The organism is Erythrobacter sp. SCSIO 43205 (genome assembly GCF_019904235.1).
GTDB lineage: Bacteria > Pseudomonadota > Alphaproteobacteria > Sphingomonadales > Sphingomonadaceae > Erythrobacter.
On record NZ_CP063202.1, the window covers coordinates 391,504 to 406,977 of the forward strand.

Consider the following 15,474-nt stretch of genomic DNA (forward strand, 5'->3'; position numbering starts at 1 on the left):
TTTCGCTTAAAGAGCGCTGGTCATTTCCGGCACGGCGTTAAACAGGTCAGCGACAAGACCGATGTCTGCCACTTGGAAGATGGGGGCATCTTCATCCTTGTTGATCGCGATGATGACTTTGGAGTCTTTCATCCCGGCAAGGTGCTGAATAGCGCCAGAGATGCCGATAGCGATGTAAACTTCAGGAGCCACGATCTTACCGGTTTGACCGACTTGATAATCATTGGGCACATAACCAGCGTCAACCGCCGCGCGCGATGCGCCGATAGCGGCACCAAGCTTGTCGGCAAGCGGATTGATGATCTGCTCGAAGGTTTCGCCGTCTTTCAGAGCGCGGCCACCTGAGACGATGACCTTGGCGCTGGTGAGTTCAGGACGGTCGCCGCCATCGGCGACTTCGCGGCTGACAAAGCTGGAGATGCCGGCATCGCCTGCGCCAGATGCGTCTTCGATGGAAGCCGATCCACCTTCAGCAGCCGCCTTTTCAAAGGCCGTGCCGCGAACGGTGATGACGAGCTTAGCATCCGAGCTTTCGACCGTTGCGATAGCGTTGCCTGCGTAGATCGGACGGGTGAAAGTCTTTGGACCTTCGACCGAAAGAATGTCCGAAATTTGCATGACGTCGAGCATGGCGGCAACGCGCGGCGCAATATTCTTGCCCGAGGTGGTCGCAGGGGCGAGCAGCGCGTCATAGTCAGCCATAATGCCAGCCACGAGCGGCGCTACGTTCTCAGCCAGACCCTCGCCATATGCGGCATCGTCGGCTTTCAATACTTTTGAAACGCCAGCGATTTTCGCCGCCGCTTCAGCAGCGCCGCCGCAGTTTGAGCCAGCAACCAGAGCGGTTACGTCGCCAAGTTTGCTAGCCGCAGTGACCACTGCGAGAGTCGCGTCGTTGACCGATGCATTGTCATGTTCGACCAGAACCAGAGTGTTCATATCTGTTTGTCCTTTTCCTTAGCCGGGCCGCTTAAGCGATCCCCAGCTCCTTGATCTTCGCAACGAGAGCGTCGACGTCCTCGACCTTTTCACCCGCCTGGCGAACCGGAGGTTCGGAAACGTTGGTGGTGGTCAGACGCGGTGCGATATCGACGCCAAAGTCCGCAGGGGTCTTGGTGTCGAGTGGCTTCTTCTTCGCTTTCATGATGTTGGGAAGCGAAGCGTAGCGAGGCTCGTTCAGGCGAAGGTCGGTGGTGACAATCGCTGGCATGGTGAGCTTGACCGTTTCAAGACCGCCGTCGATTTCGCGCTTCACAACAACTGCATCGCCGTCGACTTCGACAGTGTTGGCGAAGGTGCCTTGCGGGCGGTTCATAAGCGCGGCGAGCATTTGGCCGGTCTGGTTGCTGTCGTCAGAGATCGACTGCTTGCCCAAAACAACGAGGCCGGGTTGCTCTTCGTCGGCGATGGCTTTGAGGATTTTTGCAACCGCGAGTGGCTCAACTTCTTCATCGGTTTCAACGAGGATCGCGCGGTCTGCACCCATGGCAAGTGCCGTGCGCAGCGTTTCCTGAGCCTTTGCAGGGCCTACAGAAACCGCGATGATTTCTTCTGCCTTGCCCGCTTCCTTGATGCGGATCGCTTCTTCGACAGCGATTTCGTCAAAGGGGTTCATGCTCATTTTCACATTGGCAAGATCAACACCAGTGCCATCGGCTTTGACCCGTGGCTTGACGTTGTAATCAATCACCCGCTTGACGGGGACGAGGATTTTCATGGCTCTACCTTTCCCATTGCGCGGGCCCGATATGGGAATCGGGCGCCCGCGTGAAACCTGTGTGACCGCGCCCTAGCTCGCGTTTACGTAAACGTCAACCTTGGGACGCAATTGGATCCAGCCCCTTGGAGAAGCCGTTTCGCACCACGCCTTGCCAAGTTCATAGCCGTACGTCCATCATCTTTAATGCGAGGGAGGTTGAGTACGGCTCAATATCGGCCAGGCTTTGGCTCCGCTTCGTTTCGCGAAGGTGTCATGCTAACGCGTTTATCAGGAACGCCTTTGATCGATCAGTCAAAGCGAAAAGACATGAGGCAGCGAAATGGACACCCCTTCTTTTGGCTAAGAAATCCCAATCCAGTCAGGAACAATCGGCTGAGGCCGTGGTCGACAAGTTGGGAGAGCTCGGCGCCGAAGATGGAGAGGTCTGCGTTGACCAGGTTGTCGAGACATTCGGCGCGCGTGGCTATGGGCCGATGCTTTTGGTGCCTGCTCTTTTAGGGGCATCGCCCTTGGGAGGCATCCCGACCGTACCGAGTATTCTGGCGCTGATCATCGCACTGATCGCGGGCCAGATGGTAGTGGGACGAACCCATTTCTGGCTGCCGGAATTTTTAAGCCAGCGTTCGGTTTCTGGAGAAAAGCTGCAAAATGCGCGCGATGCGCTGTCAAAGCCGGCGCAGGTCATGGACAAGCTGTTTCACGGACGGCTGGAGTGGGCGACGAGCGATCCGATGCCGCGCATTGCCTCTGCTATTGTGATGGTGCTGTGCGCGGTGATCGTGCCGCTGGAGCTGGTGCCGCTCGCCGCTTTGCTTCCGTTTTCGGCGATTGCCGCCTTTGGCCTTGCTCTGACGGTCCGCGATGGCGCGCTTATGTTGCTCGCCATCGCGATATCCATCGTCAGCCTTTACACAGCCGCCAACTCGCTGCTGTTTTAAAGGGCTGGCTTAAGCCGCCTTCTTCACCTCTGCGACGATTTTCTTGGCGGCATCGCCAAGGTCATCGGCAGGCACGATTGCAAGGCCTGAGTTCGACAGGATTTCCTTACCAGCCTCTACATTGGTGCCCTCAAGGCGGACCACCAATGGCACAGACAGGTCCACTTCCTTAGCGGCCTCGACCACGCCTTGCGCGATGATGTCGCATTTCATGATGCCGCCAAAGATGTTGACGAGGATGCCTTCGACCGCAGGGTCTTTAAGAATGATCTTGAACGCCGCGGTCACTTTTTCAGTGGTCGCGCCGCCGCCAACGTCAAGGAAGTTGGCTGGGAACGCGCCGTTCAATTTGATGATGTCCATCGTCGCCATGGCAAGGCCAGCGCCGTTCACCATGCAGCCGATGTTTCCATCAAGCTTGATGTACGCAAGGTCATATTCCGACGCTTCGACTTCGGCAGGATCTTCCTCTGTCTCGTCGCGCATCTCTTCGATCGCCGGGTGGCGATAGAGCGCATTGCCGTCAAAGCTCATCTTGGTATCGAGCACGAGCAGCGATGCGTTGCCGTCTGCGTCAGGCTTGGTTTCCACCAGCGGGTTGATTTCAAGCATATCGCAATCGCTTGCGGTGAACGCATTGTAGAGCTTCTTGGCAAGCTTTTGACACTGCTTGTTGAGATCGCCTTCAAGGCCAAGCGCAAAAGCTACCGAGCGCGCGTGGTGCGGCATGAAGCCTTGTGCTGGATCAATGGTGATCGTGGTGATTTTTTCAGGCGTTTCGTGGGCAACATCTTCAATGTCCATCCCGCCTTCGGTCGATGCGACCATGGCGACGCGACCAGTTGCGCGGTCCACGAGCATGGCGAGGTAATACTCGCTCTCGATGTCGACGCCGTCGGTGACATAGAGGCGGTTCACCTGCTTGCCTGCTTCGCCAGTCTGGATCGTCACCAGAGTGTTGCCGAGCATTTCCTTGGCGTGTGATTCGACCTCATCAAGGGAAAACGCAAGGCGCACGCCGCCCTTTGCATCTTCGGGAAGCTCTTTGAATTTGCCTTTGCCGCGCCCGCCTGCGTGAATTTGCGCTTTCACAACATAAAGCGGGCCGGGCAGCTTTTTCGCGCCTTCGACGGCTTCTTCGACTGTGAGTGCTGCGTGGCCAGCAGGAATTGCAATGCCGTGTTCCTTGAGGAGTTCCTTGGCCTGATATTCGTGGACATTCATGAGAGGATGATCCCTTCGGTGTTGATCCCGTAACTAAAGCTGTTCGTGAGGCGCCTAAGCATGGATTGGCCCACTTGAAAAGTGTTCAAAGTGTGAGCAGGAGGGCTGAACGCAAGAAAGCCACTCCATGATCGACCAAAACCAGTTTCAAGAGATCGTCCGCGAGGCGGGGCGCATGGCCTATGCGCGCTGGCCGGGCGCGGGGCACGATCTTGATTCGTGGGAGAAAACGCCCGGCGATCCGGTGAGCGAGGCGGACCTCGCAGTCGATAATTTCCTGCGCCGCGAATTAAGCCGCCTTTTGCCTGCGGCTGCATGGCTTTCTGAAGAATCGACCGATGATCCGGTGCGGCTGGGGCAAGACCTTATCTGGCTGGTCGATCCGATTGATGGGACACGCGACTTTGTGAAGGGCAAGGCGGGCTGGTCGGTGTCGGTGGCGCTGGTCAGCGCAGGCAAGCCGCTGATTGGAATGCTTTCAGCGCCAGCGCGCGGCGAAGAATGGTTCTCTGTCGCAGGTCGCGGGGCAACGCTCAATGGCGAGGTGCTTAAAGCGAGTACACGCAGCGATTTTGTCGGTGCGCGGGTGCCGGTTGACCAATTGCCGAGCGCTGATTCGGATCTTGTTGCGGTTGAGAAACCCAATTCCATCGCGCTCAGAATTGCGATGGTCGCGCATGACAAGGCAGACCTTGTGGCGACGCTGCGTTGGGGTTTTGAGTGGGATATTGCGGCCGCTGCGCTGATTGCGCGTGAGGCCGGGGCGCGGGTGACCGACGCTTTCGGTATGCCGCTCGCTTATAACAAGCGCGATCCGCGTGATTTTGGGGTATTGGTAAGCGCGCCTGCCATCCACGCCGAAGCGGTGGGCAGAATTGCCGAAAGGGCGCATGAGCTTCAGAAAATCAAATAAAAAGGCGGCCCGCTGCGCCTGAAATGCGGGCCGCCCTTAGATTTGCGTCAGTTATTGAGCGCGCGCGGCGTTCACATCGTCCTGACTGATTGGAATAATCTTGATCTCAACGCGGCGGTTGAGCGGCTGGTCGACCCCGTCGCCCGTTTTTACGCGCAGGTAATCGTAGCTTTCGCCATAACCGCGCGTCGCGATCCGGCTGCGCGCAACTCCGCGTGCTGCCAGGTAGTTGGCGACCGCATCAGCGCGCTGTTCAGACAAGCGCTGGTTCGTCGCATCCGAGCCGGTCGTATCGGTAAAACCGTAAACGTCGATCAGGCTGTTTGGATATTGGATGAGGCTATCTGCGATCGAATTGAGCGAATCGTAAAAGCCTGGGTTGATGCTGGCTGAGCCGGTTGCGAAGGTCACTCCATCAGGCAAACGCACCAGAATGGCGTCCTGATCGCCGATTTCCTCGACATCAACGCCGGTGCCTTCGAGCGTTTCATCAAGCTCGCGGATCTGGTCATCGAATTGTTTGCCGATGACAGCACCTGCCGAACCGCCGATGCCAGCGCCGATGATGCGCGCCGTATCGCCACCGATCACACCACCCAACAGCGTGCCCAGAACGCCGCCAGCAACCGCGCCGATCGCTGTGCGCGATGCTTTCTGCTCGCCAGTGTTGGGATCAGTCACACAAGCCGTTGTACCCAGCAGTGCGACTGCCGCTGTGCTTGAGACTAAAAGTTTAGAAAATTTCATACCGTCCTCCATTTGTGACTGCACCTGACCTTGCATACTCTCATGCCGGGGATGCGCCAATGTTCTGTTTCGTCTATTTACAACCATCTATACAGAGCCCCGCGACCATCGTTCCAAAAGACTTGCACGAAACTGAACAAAGGCAGCTGTGGCCTTCGCAAAACCATTTGCCCGCTAGCAAAGCGCTTAAATTGTGCTAGCGACGCAAACGTGACACCTTTTCCCTGGACCGAACTTCTCATCATCTTTGGGCTGATTGTGCTCAATGGCGTTTTTGCCATGTCCGAGCTTGCAATCGTGTCAGCCAAGACCAGCAAGCTCAAAGCCAAGGCGGAAGCAGGTTCCACCTCGGCGCAAACAGCAATCAAGCTGGCGGCGGAACCGGGCAAGTTTCTTTCTACCGTCCAGATTGGCATTACGCTCATCGCGATCATCACCGGCGCTTATTCAGGCGCAAGCCTTGAAGCGCCGGTGGGAGAGCGTTTGGCGGCGCTTGGTGTTCCAGAGGAGCTTTCCGGTGAGGCCGCGTTTGTCAGTGTGATCGCTCTCACCACCTATTTGAGCGTGGTTGTGGGTGAGCTTGTGCCAAAGCAATTGGCCCTTCGCGCAGCGGTGCCAGTCGCGACCATCATGGCGCGGCCCATGGCGATCCTTGCGCGCATAGCGGCCCCGCTTGTGTGGCTGCTCGACACCTCTTCTGCGGGCATCATCCGCCTGTTTGGCGTGCGCTCGAAAGGGGGGTCTTCGGTTACAGCCGAAGAACTGCAGATGATCTTTGCCGATGCGACCCGCTCAGGGGTGATTGAGCACGATCAGCACCAAATCCTGACCGGCGTTGTGCGGCTTGCTGAGCGTCCGGTGCGCGAGCTGATGACCCCGCGCACCGAACTTGACTGGATTGATGTGGACGCGGACCCCATGCAAATCCACAAGACTATCCGCGAAAGCCCCCATTCGCTTTTGCCTGTCGCGCAAGGGTCGCCTGACAGTATTCTGGGCGTTGTGAAGGTGCGCGATATTCTTGGTCGCATGGTCGCCGACCGCGGCTTTTCGGTGCGCGAGATGATGCACCGGGCCGAGGTTGTTCCCGATCAGCTTGACGCGATGGACGCGCTGCGCGTGCTGCAATCGGCTGAGATTGCGATGGCGCTGGTCCACGATGAATATGGCCATTTTGAAGGGGTTGTGACACCGGTTGACCTTCTCACTGCGATTGCTGGCAATTTCGCGAGCGATCAGGATGAAGGCGACACCCCCGAGCTTATCGAATGTTCCGACGGCTCCATTCTCGTCGCAGGCGCTTTGTCGGCCAATGGGTTGGCTGACCGGCTTGGCCTCACCTATGGCGAGGATCGAGAATTCGGGACGGCGGCGGGTTATGCGTTGTATGTGCTCAAGCGCTTGCCGGCACCGGGCGACAAATTCACCGACCAAGGGTGGGAGTTCACCATCACCGAGATGGACAATCGCCGGATCGACAAAATTTTGGTGCGGCGGATTGAGGCGGCGGACTGAATTATTTCTGGGCTTAAACGTAACCAAATCCTTTTGGATTACGTAGATTCTTCCTGAGCGCCCCATTCATTCCGGATCAAGCGTGGGGTCGCTATGCGAACAATCCCTTAGGCAACGCCCCCGATGAGACGACAATGACCCTGTTCACCCCTGACCTGTTTCGCAATTTTGCTTTCGGCTTCATCGCCGGAGGGCTGCTGGTTGGCGCAGCGAATGCCGAGCAGTGGACCGGCGTGATTGAAACCCCCGCCAAGGCCGCAGCTCCTCTCGAAGCGCCGATCAGCGACAATGCTTTCGTAATTGCGCCATTGGAGGGCATCCAATGAAGCGGCTTGGTCTTTGGGCTGCCGCAGCGCTAGCGGCTGGAGGTGTTTATGTCGCAGTGCCAAACTCCCCGGCTCATGCGCTTGAAGAGCCGGTCAATGCGCCCGCCGCAAAACGCATAGCGCGTGAAGGTGCAGGGCTTAAAACCGCGATCTTTGCAGGCGGCTGTTTCTGGGGCGTTGAGGGCGTCTTCAGCCATGTCAAAGGCGTGAAAAGCGCCGTTGCAGGCTATCACGGCGGCTCGGCAGCAACAGCTAAATACAGCCGCATTGTTCAGGGCGGCACCGCTCATGCCGAAGCGGTCAAGATCACATACGACCCCTATGTCGTGCGCTATGATGAGCTTTTGCGCATCTTCTTTTCGGTCGTTGCCGATCCCACTTTGAAAAACCGACAGGGCCCCGATGTGGGCGCGCATTACCGCTCTGCTCTTGTTCCCACAAGCGATGAACAGCGCGCGGTTGCCGAGGCGTATCTTGCGCAAATGGAAGCGTCCAACGTGTGGAGCCGCCCCATTGTCACCAAGATAGAAAGCCAGCGCACCTTTTACCGCGCGGAAGGCTATCATCAGGATTTCATGGCGAAAAATCCGAACCACCGCTATATCGTGCGGTGGGATAAGCCCAAGGTGCAAGCGCTCAAAGTGATGTTCCCGCGCGATTTCAAAGCCGAATTCTTGCGCGACAACTAAGCTCAACTTTCAAGAGTGATGGCGCTTGCGTTCAAAGACGCTTATATATGTGTCATGGCTCACGATCATTCCCATTCTCACGCCAATTGCGGGCGCGATGTCGAAGCCTTGAAAGCCAAGGCGCGCGATGCATTGATTGCCGCAGGCGAACAATGGACTGCGATGCGCGAGGCGGTTTTTGTCGAGCTTGCCCGGTATGACAGCCCGGTTTCAGCCTATCAGATTGCTGATGACCTGTCGCAAACGCGCGGGAAACGCGTTGCCCCCAACAGCGTTTATCGCATCCTTGATGTGTTCGTGGCCAAAAACCTCACGGTGAAGATTGAAAGCGCGAATGCTTTCCTTGCCAACTCTCATCCGGGTGAGGAGCACGATTGTGTGTTTCTGGTCTGCGATACCTGCGGCACAGCCTCGCACGTTGATAGTGAGACGGTTGGGCAAAATTTGCGCGATATAGCCAGCTCACAGAATTTTCGCGCTGATCGGCCGATCCTCGAAATTCGGGGCAAGTGTTCAGACTGTCGTTAAAAGAGCGATCCCAAGAAGCATCGGCTTGCACTGCGGCTGATCCTTCCTCGCAAAGAGACAAGTGCCTCCCCCTGCGGTTTGAGCAATAAAGCGTTTATCGACAGACTTAATCTTTCAGTGTAGTGGTTAGCGTTATGAGTCCAACGCTGAACACACCTTTGCTCGACACGGTTCCAACGCCTGACGAGCTCCGCCAGCTCAAGCCTGAGCAATTGCGCCAACTTTCCGATGAACTTCGCGCTGAAATGATCGACGCCGTCAGTGTTTCTGGCGGGCATCTGGGCTCCGGGCTTGGCGTGGTCGAACTGACCGTTGCAATCCACTATGTCTTCAACACGCCCGACGACAAGCTGATCTGGGATGTGGGTCACCAATGCTACCCGCACAAAATCTTGACCGGCAGGCGCGACCGCATTCGCACCATCCGTCAAGGCGGTGGGCTTTCCGGCTTCACCAAGCGCGCTGAGAGCGAATACGATCCGTTTGGCGCGGCGCACTCTTCGACCTCGATTTCGGCAGCTTTGGGCTTTGCGGTGGCGAACAAGCTCAACAACAAGCCGGGCCGCGGGATTGCGGTGATCGGCGATGGCGCGATGAGCGCTGGCATGGCCTATGAGGCGATGAACAACGCAGCGCAGGCGGGCAATCGCCTGGTGGTGATCCTCAACGACAACGATATGTCTATCGCGCCTCCGGTCGGCGGGCTCTCGGCTTATCTTGCGCGCATGGTGTCATCGTCAGAATACCTCGGCCTGCGCAGCCTTGCCTCTAAAGCAGTCAAGAAAATGAGCCGCCGCGTCCACGAAGGGCTTCGCAAGGCAGAGGAATATTCGCGCGGCATGGTGACGGGCGGCACTCTGTTTGAAGAGCTTGGTTTTTATTATGTCGGCCCGATTGACGGCCACAATCTCGATCATCTGATCCCGGTTCTTGAAAATGTGCGCGACACCTCGGAAGGCCCGGTGCTGATCCATGTCGTCACCGAAAAGGGTAAGGGCTACAAACCCGCCGAAGAAAGCGCCGACAAATATCACGGCGTGCCCAAGTTCAACGTGATCACGGGCGAAAAGCAAAAGGGCGCTGGCGGGCCTCCGGCCTATCAGAATGTCTTTGGCGATACGCTGGCTGATCTGGCGGATAAGGATGATCGCATCTGCGCAATCACTGCCGCAATGCCATCGGGCACAGGGGTTGACCGCTTTGCACAGCGTCACCCTGACCGCAGCTTTGATGTGGGCATTGCCGAACAGCACGGCGTGACTTTTGCAGCAGGGCTCGCCGCACAAGGGATGCGTCCCTTTGCCGCGATTTACTCAACCTTCCTGCAACGCGCCTATGACCAGGTGGTCCACGATGTCGCGATCCAGAATTTGCCGGTGCGCTTTGCGATTGACCGGGCTGGTCTTGTGGGCGCGGACGGTTGTACTCACGCAGGCTCGTTCGACATCACCTATCTTGCAACGCTTCCCAACATGGTCGTGATGGCCGCCGCCGATGAGGCAGAGCTTGCGCACATGACCTACACCGCAGCGGAGTATGACGATGGCCCGATTGCCTTCCGCTATCCGCGCGGAAGTGGCGTTGGCGTGCCTTTGCCCGATGTGCCCGAAAAGCTTGAAATCGGAAAAGGCCGTGTCGTTCGCGAAGGCTCCAAGGTCGCAATTCTGTCTCTGGGTGCGCGGCTGGAAGAGGCCAAGAAGGCGGCCGATCAACTGGAAGCAAAGGGGCTGTCGACGACCGTTGCCGATATGCGCTTTGCCAAACCATTGGATGAAGACCTGATCGCCCGCCTCGTGCGCGAACATGAGGTGGTGATTACGTTGGAAGAAGGCGCAATTGGTGGCCTTGGCGCTCATGTCTTGACCTATGCCTCAGACAAGGGGCTCATGGACAATGGCCTCAAGATCCGCACCATGCGTTTGCCCGACATTTATCAGGATCAGGATTCGCCTGAAAAACAATATGATGAGGCAGGGCTCAACGCCCCGCATATTGTTGAGACGGCTTTGAAGGCACTCAAGCACAATTCTTCCGTAGTTGAGGAAGCGAGCGCTTAAGAGTAGTGTTGCCCCTCGAAACCTGTGGGGGGTGTCATGGAAATTATGCAAAACTGGGTGCTGATCGTTTGCGTGCTCGCTTTTACGCTATGCGTTGTGGGCGGCCTTCTTATCCTGTTTGAGCGTTGGACACCCAGCAATCCGCACACGGCCAAATTTCTTGTGACCGGAGTGGTGGCTTCCGCAGTTGCCGCCGTGACACCGGGCGCAGGAAATCTGTTCGCCGCTGAAAAGCCGCCGGTTGCGCCCGGGCCGCTCAATGGCGGCAATTATGATGGCATTGGTAACGGGGGCGCTGGTGGCGGAGATATTACGGCTCCGCTAGAAGCTGAGCCCACATCAACGCCCTCTCCCACGCCGGCCGCTACACCCACGCCGACGCCTTCCCCTTCGCCAACTCCGACGCCCCCGGCCGCTGAGGCAGAGCCGCAATTTTCAGCAGAGGTGCGCAAATGGGCGGAAACCACCCTCCCGCCGCGCCCTTTTCTGGATAAGCCTTTGGGGAGCGCCTATCCCCCCTGCGCCGCGCGGCTGAGAGCGGCGGGGGAGCCCGATGGCCCATCAAGCGAGGCAGACACCTGCTTCAACCAGCTTCAGGCCTACAACTCGCAGGTTTTGATCCCGCATCGGGACCGCCGAGCCAAATATATTCCGCAGCTCCAGCAGCGTTCACGTGATGAACGCAATGAAGAGCGCTGGCGCTATTTGACGGCAGAGCACGCCTCCTTCACCTTTGGCGATGATGCACAAGGTTTTGAAAGGGTCAGCGCAGTGTTCAAATGCGACGAACATTTGATGATCAACTTGCGCAAATATGGTCTTTTAAAAGAGGCCGAGGATTGCCCCCGCAGCCTTAGCGAGGCCGGGTGATTGCTACCGCGCCGGGATTGACCTGCGATGCACCCATGATCGCTGGCGCGTCGCTGGGTTTAACCTTGGGCTCGCCGGGCATTTCGTCCACGGCCTCATCGGTGCCAAGTTCATCAGTGCCAGCCTCATCCAGCTCTTCATCGCCATAGTCGATTTCGCCATCAAGCACTTCGCGAACGATATTGGGCTTGGGCGGAACAGGCTCGCCTTTCAAAAGCGCAATATCGCGCTCGCGCGTCCACAAATAGCTTTCACGGCGCGCGACATAGGGGTCGATGGTGGCATCAATGCGCTGTAATTCCTCGTCCACTTCAAGCCGTTCATCCAGCGAGCTGATGACGAAGAAGGGGATTGTGTATTCAGGCGTATTGAAAGGCTTGCCCACAATGAGGGGCAACGGCAATTGGTTGAAACCATTGCCGATAAGATCGCGCACTGTCGTTGCGCCTGTCACTGGCAGATAGAGATAAGCCCCCGGTTCAGCGCCATAAAATGCAAGAGTGTTGGCAAAGCCATTGCGGCGATGTGGCAGGCCGATGTTCTTCTTGCCAGCAATATCAATCAACCCGCCAAGGCCGATCGAGGAATTGATCGCAAAACGGCCCAGCGTCTCAAACGCCTTGCCAATCTTGCCTTGAAGCAGAAAGTTGATGAAGTTCGTGGGCTCACCCAGATTCTTCACAACATTGCCAAGCCCGTCGCGCAAAGGATCGGGCAGGCCGTCGCGATAAGCGTAGGCAACAGGTTCAAGGAATACGTTATCAAGATCCTGAGTGATGCGGTAGCTGGTCGCGTTGAATTCAGCCGCCGGATCGCGTTCCGAGGGGCCGATTTCACCCTCGACGATGATCACGTCCGGATTTTCCTGCGTCGGGTCGTCGCCAATCCCTTCGTCAGCGCCTTCTTCCGGCGGCCCTTCGCCCTGTTCTTGCGATGCAAGTGACCAGCTGAGCGCCAGCACGGTTTGCGGCGGCTGCTCATAGGGAATTTGTTGCGCGGTCAGACCCGCAATCTCAACCGGGGTGAGCGCTGCTGCTTCCAATGCCGCATTAACCGGCGCCTGCCCCATCAAAAGCGGGCTGGCCAACATCATCATCGAGGCGCTAGGCAATAGGGGTACTCCTGTTTAGGCGGCACGTATCTTGGGCACACTATGTACCACAATTGCGGGGTATACCCCTGTGTACCATGAACTTGCTATGACTTAAGAACACAAAGCAAATCAAAAAGGTTCAAATTACATTATGTCTCTTTTGCAGATCGAACGCGACGGCGCTGTCACGAAACTCACAATTGACCGCGCTGACAGTATGAACCCGCTGGGTGCGCCCGGTGATGGCGATGAATTTGCTCGCGTCTGCTCTGAGATCAACGCCGATATGTCTGTCTCTTGCGTTGTTCTGACCGGGGCAGGGCGTGCATTTTCGGCTGGTGGCGATGTGAAGGCGATGCGTGATAAGACAGGCACTTTCGGGGGCAGTACGCCCGCGATCTCAGACGGCTATCGCAACAACATCCACATGATGCTGCGCGCTTTATATTCGATCCGCGTGCCGGTGATCGCGGCGGTCAATGGTCCTGCCATCGGACTTGGCTGTGATGTCGCGTGTCTGGCTGACATTCGCCTTGCGAGCGACAAGGCCAAGTTTGGGGTGACGTTCTTGAAGCTTGGCATCATTCCGGGCGATGGCGGCACATGGATTTTGCCGCGCGTGATCGGGATGAGCCGGGCGGCTGATCTTTTTTACACCGGCGATGTGATTGATGCAGCCACAGCGAAGGATTGGGGTTTGGTCAGTGAAGTTATCGCGCATGACAGCCTGCTCGATACAGCGATGGAAAAGGCGCGAAAAATCGCAGCCATGCCGCCGCATTCCCTGCGCCAGACCAAGATGCTGCTGCGTCAGGGCCAGCAGGTGAATTACGACACCGCGCTTGAAATGGCGGCAAACACTCAAGCCATGATGCATACGACGAAGGACCACGCAGAAGGCGTTGCCGCCCTGCTCGAAAAGCGCGCAGGCGAATTCACAGGGGAGTAGCCAAGCTGCGGTGATGGTCGAACCTGACAGCACGCACACCTCTCCCGATGGTCGTATTGTCATTCAATACGCCTCGGAAGAGATGCGTATGTCGCTTTGGGTGGACAATCCGCGTGTGATCGAAGCGGCGACCGGTCGCACTATCTTCAAACCCCATTCCAGCCTCGTCAGCGGCGAGCATGAGTGGGGCGAGGACGGGCAGTTTTCGCTTCTCATGCGCGAATATCCCGACGGCACGTTCTGGGTTCGATTGCACTTCGATATTGATGCAGGGACGGTGCGGGTCGATGGGGAAGAGGACGCTCATCCCATAGCCTCGGCTCAGCGTTTGGCGGCTGCCCGGTTCCGGCGCCACAAGATGTCCAACGCCTTGGCAACGCCCAAGGCGATCTTCATGCCTGATGCGGGATCACCTCCGCCACTCTATCACCTCTGGGGGACATTCTGGGGCCGGGTCAATCTTGCCTTTATTGCCGTGCTGATCGCCGTAATGATCGGGATGTATATGGACTGGCTACCGCTTGATATGTGGGTTTCGCGCTGGCTGGACAGTCTAGAGCACTAAAACCAACGCCAGATGCCTGCCGGAATCCCGCCCAATGGCATATGCAGCCAGGTCAGGAATACGAAGAAGATCAGCCCCACCGCCCAAGGCAATGGTCCTGCCTTGGCAAAGCCTGCAAGGCGCGGCCAATAGCTTGTCTTGGCCTCCCATTCTTTCCACGCGTCGCCCATCAGCGCCTCTTTCTTGCGATCCTGCATCCTCGCACCGACCAGCGCGAGAAAGCCCATCGCGGTCGCGGTGATGGTGGTGCGAAGGCTCCAGTGCAGGATGATGTGAGAGGCCGCCCATAGCGCAAATCCCCACATCATCGGGTGACGGGTGATGAGGAAAACGCCCTTGGGCTCAGCGCGCGCTTGAGCGCCGGCCATGGGGGTTGGGAGCGCCGGATTGCCGATGAACGAGCCTGCAAGCAGGATCATAGCCGGCAGTGTGATGAGCGTCGCAATTGCCCAGCCAATCTCGCCCGTGCCCGGCAAATCGGCGGGTGGCGATGCGATAAAGGCGAAATAGACACCAGCAAATGTCGCGAGGCTGATGAGCGAATAGACAATCTGGAAACCCATCGCCCCAAGCGCGCTCACCATCGGCGCGCGCAAGGGATGCGACATCAAGAAATGTGTGCCGACAAAGGCGACATTGGCCGCGATCAGCAAGAGAAGCGCCGTGTCCATGGGGCTAAATGTAACATCGAGAGCGCTCAAAACCTAAGCCGGGTTTGCGCTTATTCCCCCGAAAGCTGCGCGATGGCCGGGAAAGAGCGCTTTAATGCCCTTCTATTCCGAGGAGCTCAACCTTGAAGATGAGTGTCGCCCCGCCCGGAATAGGGCCACGACCGCGCGGGCCATAGGCAAGCGTTGCCGGTGCTGCGAGTTCGATGATCTCACCCACGCGCATTTGCGGGATCGCCATGCCCCAAGCCGGGATCAGCCCTTTCAAGGGGAAGGTCGCCGGGCGGCCTCGCTCATAAGAGCTGTCAAACCCTTCGCCGTCGATAAAAGTGCCAGCATAATGCACCGTCACCGTGTCGCTCGGCTCAGGGCTTTCGCCCGTGCCGCGATATTCAAGGTAGCGCCACTTCAAACCGCCTTCCATCGTGTACCAGCCATCGGCCGCCTGAAGGCCGGAGAGATAGGAGCTTTGCGCGTTGTGATAGGCGCGCTCGGTCATTTCCTCGCTGGAGGACGGGCCTTTGACAGCGCTTGTTTCCGGAGCGTCCTGAGCCTGCGCTGTGCTGGCCAGAACCAGTGCGCCAGCGCCAAGTGCCATCCGCCCCAAATCACCCAATGCGGTCATATCCATTCCCATCGCTGAAGGGGCGCGCCAACAAGCCGTGCGCGCCC

The 15,474-nt window shown here is 57.7% G+C and carries 17 protein-coding genes; 10 read left to right on the top strand and 7 right to left on the bottom strand.

Annotation, left to right across the window (positions count from 1 at the left end; genetic code table 11):
• Window positions 1-6: 6 nt before the first annotated feature.
• A complete protein-coding gene (locus INR77_RS01980) occupies window positions 7-939 on the bottom strand; it encodes an electron transfer flavoprotein subunit alpha/FixB family protein (RefSeq protein ID WP_223072280.1) in 933 nt (310 codons plus the stop codon).
• 31 nt (window positions 940-970) lie between these two features.
• A complete protein-coding gene (locus tag INR77_RS01985; RefSeq protein ID WP_223072281.1) occupies window positions 971-1,717 on the bottom strand; it encodes an electron transfer flavoprotein subunit beta/FixA family protein in 747 nt (248 codons plus the stop codon).
• 338 nt (window positions 1,718-2,055) lie between these two features.
• Between INR77_RS01985 and INR77_RS01990 the strand changes: the two genes are divergently transcribed.
• Complete coding sequence (locus INR77_RS01990; RefSeq protein WP_223072282.1) at window positions 2,056-2,658, top strand: exopolysaccharide biosynthesis protein; 603 nt, start codon at window positions 2,056-2,058, stop codon at window positions 2,656-2,658.
• 9 nt (window positions 2,659-2,667) lie between these two features.
• Here INR77_RS01990 and sucC read toward each other — a convergent pair whose 3' ends face one another.
• The gene (sucC, locus tag INR77_RS01995) at window positions 2,668-3,882 is read right to left on the bottom strand and encodes an ADP-forming succinate--CoA ligase subunit beta (protein ID WP_223072283.1); all 1,215 of its coding nucleotides are present in this window, start codon (window positions 3,880-3,882) and stop codon (window positions 2,668-2,670) included.
• Window positions 3,883-4,009: 127 nt separating this feature from the next.
• Between sucC and INR77_RS02000 the strand changes: the two genes are divergently transcribed.
• Window positions 4,010-4,795 carry a 3'(2'),5'-bisphosphate nucleotidase CysQ gene (locus INR77_RS02000; RefSeq protein ID WP_223072284.1) on the top strand — a complete coding sequence of 262 codons (786 nt, stop codon included), beginning with the start codon at window positions 4,010-4,012 and terminating at the stop codon, window positions 4,793-4,795.
• A 51-nt stretch (window positions 4,796-4,846) separates the two neighbouring features.
• Here the strand turns inward: INR77_RS02000 and INR77_RS02005 are convergent, their stop codons facing one another.
• Window positions 4,847-5,542 carry an OmpA family protein gene (locus tag INR77_RS02005; protein ID WP_223072285.1) on the bottom strand — a complete coding sequence of 232 codons (696 nt, stop codon included), beginning with the start codon at window positions 5,540-5,542 and terminating at the stop codon, window positions 4,847-4,849.
• 210 nt (window positions 5,543-5,752) lie between these two features.
• Between INR77_RS02005 and INR77_RS02010 the strand changes: the two genes are divergently transcribed.
• From INR77_RS02010 to INR77_RS02035, 6 genes are all read left to right on the top strand, one after another.
• The gene (locus INR77_RS02010; RefSeq protein ID WP_223072286.1) at window positions 5,753-7,057 is read left to right on the top strand and encodes a hemolysin family protein; all 1,305 of its coding nucleotides are present in this window, start codon (window positions 5,753-5,755) and stop codon (window positions 7,055-7,057) included.
• 134 nt (window positions 7,058-7,191) lie between these two features.
• Window positions 7,192-7,383 carry a hypothetical protein gene (locus INR77_RS02015; protein ID WP_223072287.1) on the top strand — a complete coding sequence of 64 codons (192 nt, stop codon included), beginning with the start codon at window positions 7,192-7,194 and terminating at the stop codon, window positions 7,381-7,383.
• Window positions 7,380-8,072, top strand: coding sequence for a peptide-methionine (S)-S-oxide reductase MsrA (gene msrA, locus INR77_RS02020; RefSeq protein ID WP_223072288.1), 693 nt, complete (start codon window positions 7,380-7,382; stop codon window positions 8,070-8,072). The genes INR77_RS02015 and msrA overlap by 4 nt, the downstream gene beginning before the upstream one ends.
• A 54-nt stretch (window positions 8,073-8,126) precedes the next feature.
• Window positions 8,127-8,600, top strand: coding sequence for a Fur family transcriptional regulator (locus INR77_RS02025; protein WP_223072289.1), 474 nt, complete (start codon window positions 8,127-8,129; stop codon window positions 8,598-8,600).
• 134 nt (window positions 8,601-8,734) lie between these two features.
• Entirely contained in the window at window positions 8,735-10,657 is a 1,923-nt protein-coding gene (dxs, locus tag INR77_RS02030) for a 1-deoxy-D-xylulose-5-phosphate synthase (protein ID WP_223072290.1), read from the top strand.
• 36 nt (window positions 10,658-10,693) lie between these two features.
• Window positions 10,694-11,527: a hypothetical protein gene (locus tag INR77_RS02035; protein ID WP_223072291.1), complete on the top strand. Its 834-nt coding sequence runs from the start codon at window positions 10,694-10,696 to the stop codon at window positions 11,525-11,527.
• On the opposite strand, the gene INR77_RS02040 is transcribed toward INR77_RS02035, so the two are convergent.
• Entirely contained in the window at window positions 11,511-12,623 is a 1,113-nt protein-coding gene (locus INR77_RS02040) for a VacJ family lipoprotein (RefSeq protein WP_223072292.1), read from the bottom strand. The two genes, INR77_RS02035 and INR77_RS02040, sit on opposite strands and share 17 nt — an antisense overlap.
• Before the next feature lie 148 nt (window positions 12,624-12,771).
• Between INR77_RS02040 and INR77_RS02045 the strand changes: the two genes are divergently transcribed.
• Both INR77_RS02045 and INR77_RS02050 read left to right on the top strand, forming a co-directional pair.
• The gene (locus INR77_RS02045) at window positions 12,772-13,569 is read left to right on the top strand and encodes a crotonase/enoyl-CoA hydratase family protein (protein ID WP_223072293.1); all 798 of its coding nucleotides are present in this window, start codon (window positions 12,772-12,774) and stop codon (window positions 13,567-13,569) included.
• Between the two features lie 13 nt (window positions 13,570-13,582).
• Window positions 13,583-14,134 carry a DUF3619 family protein gene (locus INR77_RS02050; protein WP_223072294.1) on the top strand — a complete coding sequence of 184 codons (552 nt, stop codon included), beginning with the start codon at window positions 13,583-13,585 and terminating at the stop codon, window positions 14,132-14,134.
• Here the strand turns inward: INR77_RS02050 and INR77_RS02055 are convergent.
• Together INR77_RS02055 and INR77_RS02060 are read right to left on the bottom strand one after the other, a co-directional pair.
• Window positions 14,131-14,805 carry an NnrU family protein gene (locus INR77_RS02055; protein ID WP_223072295.1) on the bottom strand — a complete coding sequence of 225 codons (675 nt, stop codon included), beginning with the start codon at window positions 14,803-14,805 and terminating at the stop codon, window positions 14,131-14,133. The genes INR77_RS02050 and INR77_RS02055 overlap by 4 nt on opposite strands.
• A 91-nt stretch (window positions 14,806-14,896) precedes the next feature.
• The gene (locus tag INR77_RS02060; RefSeq protein WP_255573871.1) at window positions 14,897-15,427 is read right to left on the bottom strand and encodes an FKBP-type peptidyl-prolyl cis-trans isomerase; all 531 of its coding nucleotides are present in this window, start codon (window positions 15,425-15,427) and stop codon (window positions 14,897-14,899) included.
• Window positions 15,428-15,474: the final 47 nt, after the last annotated feature.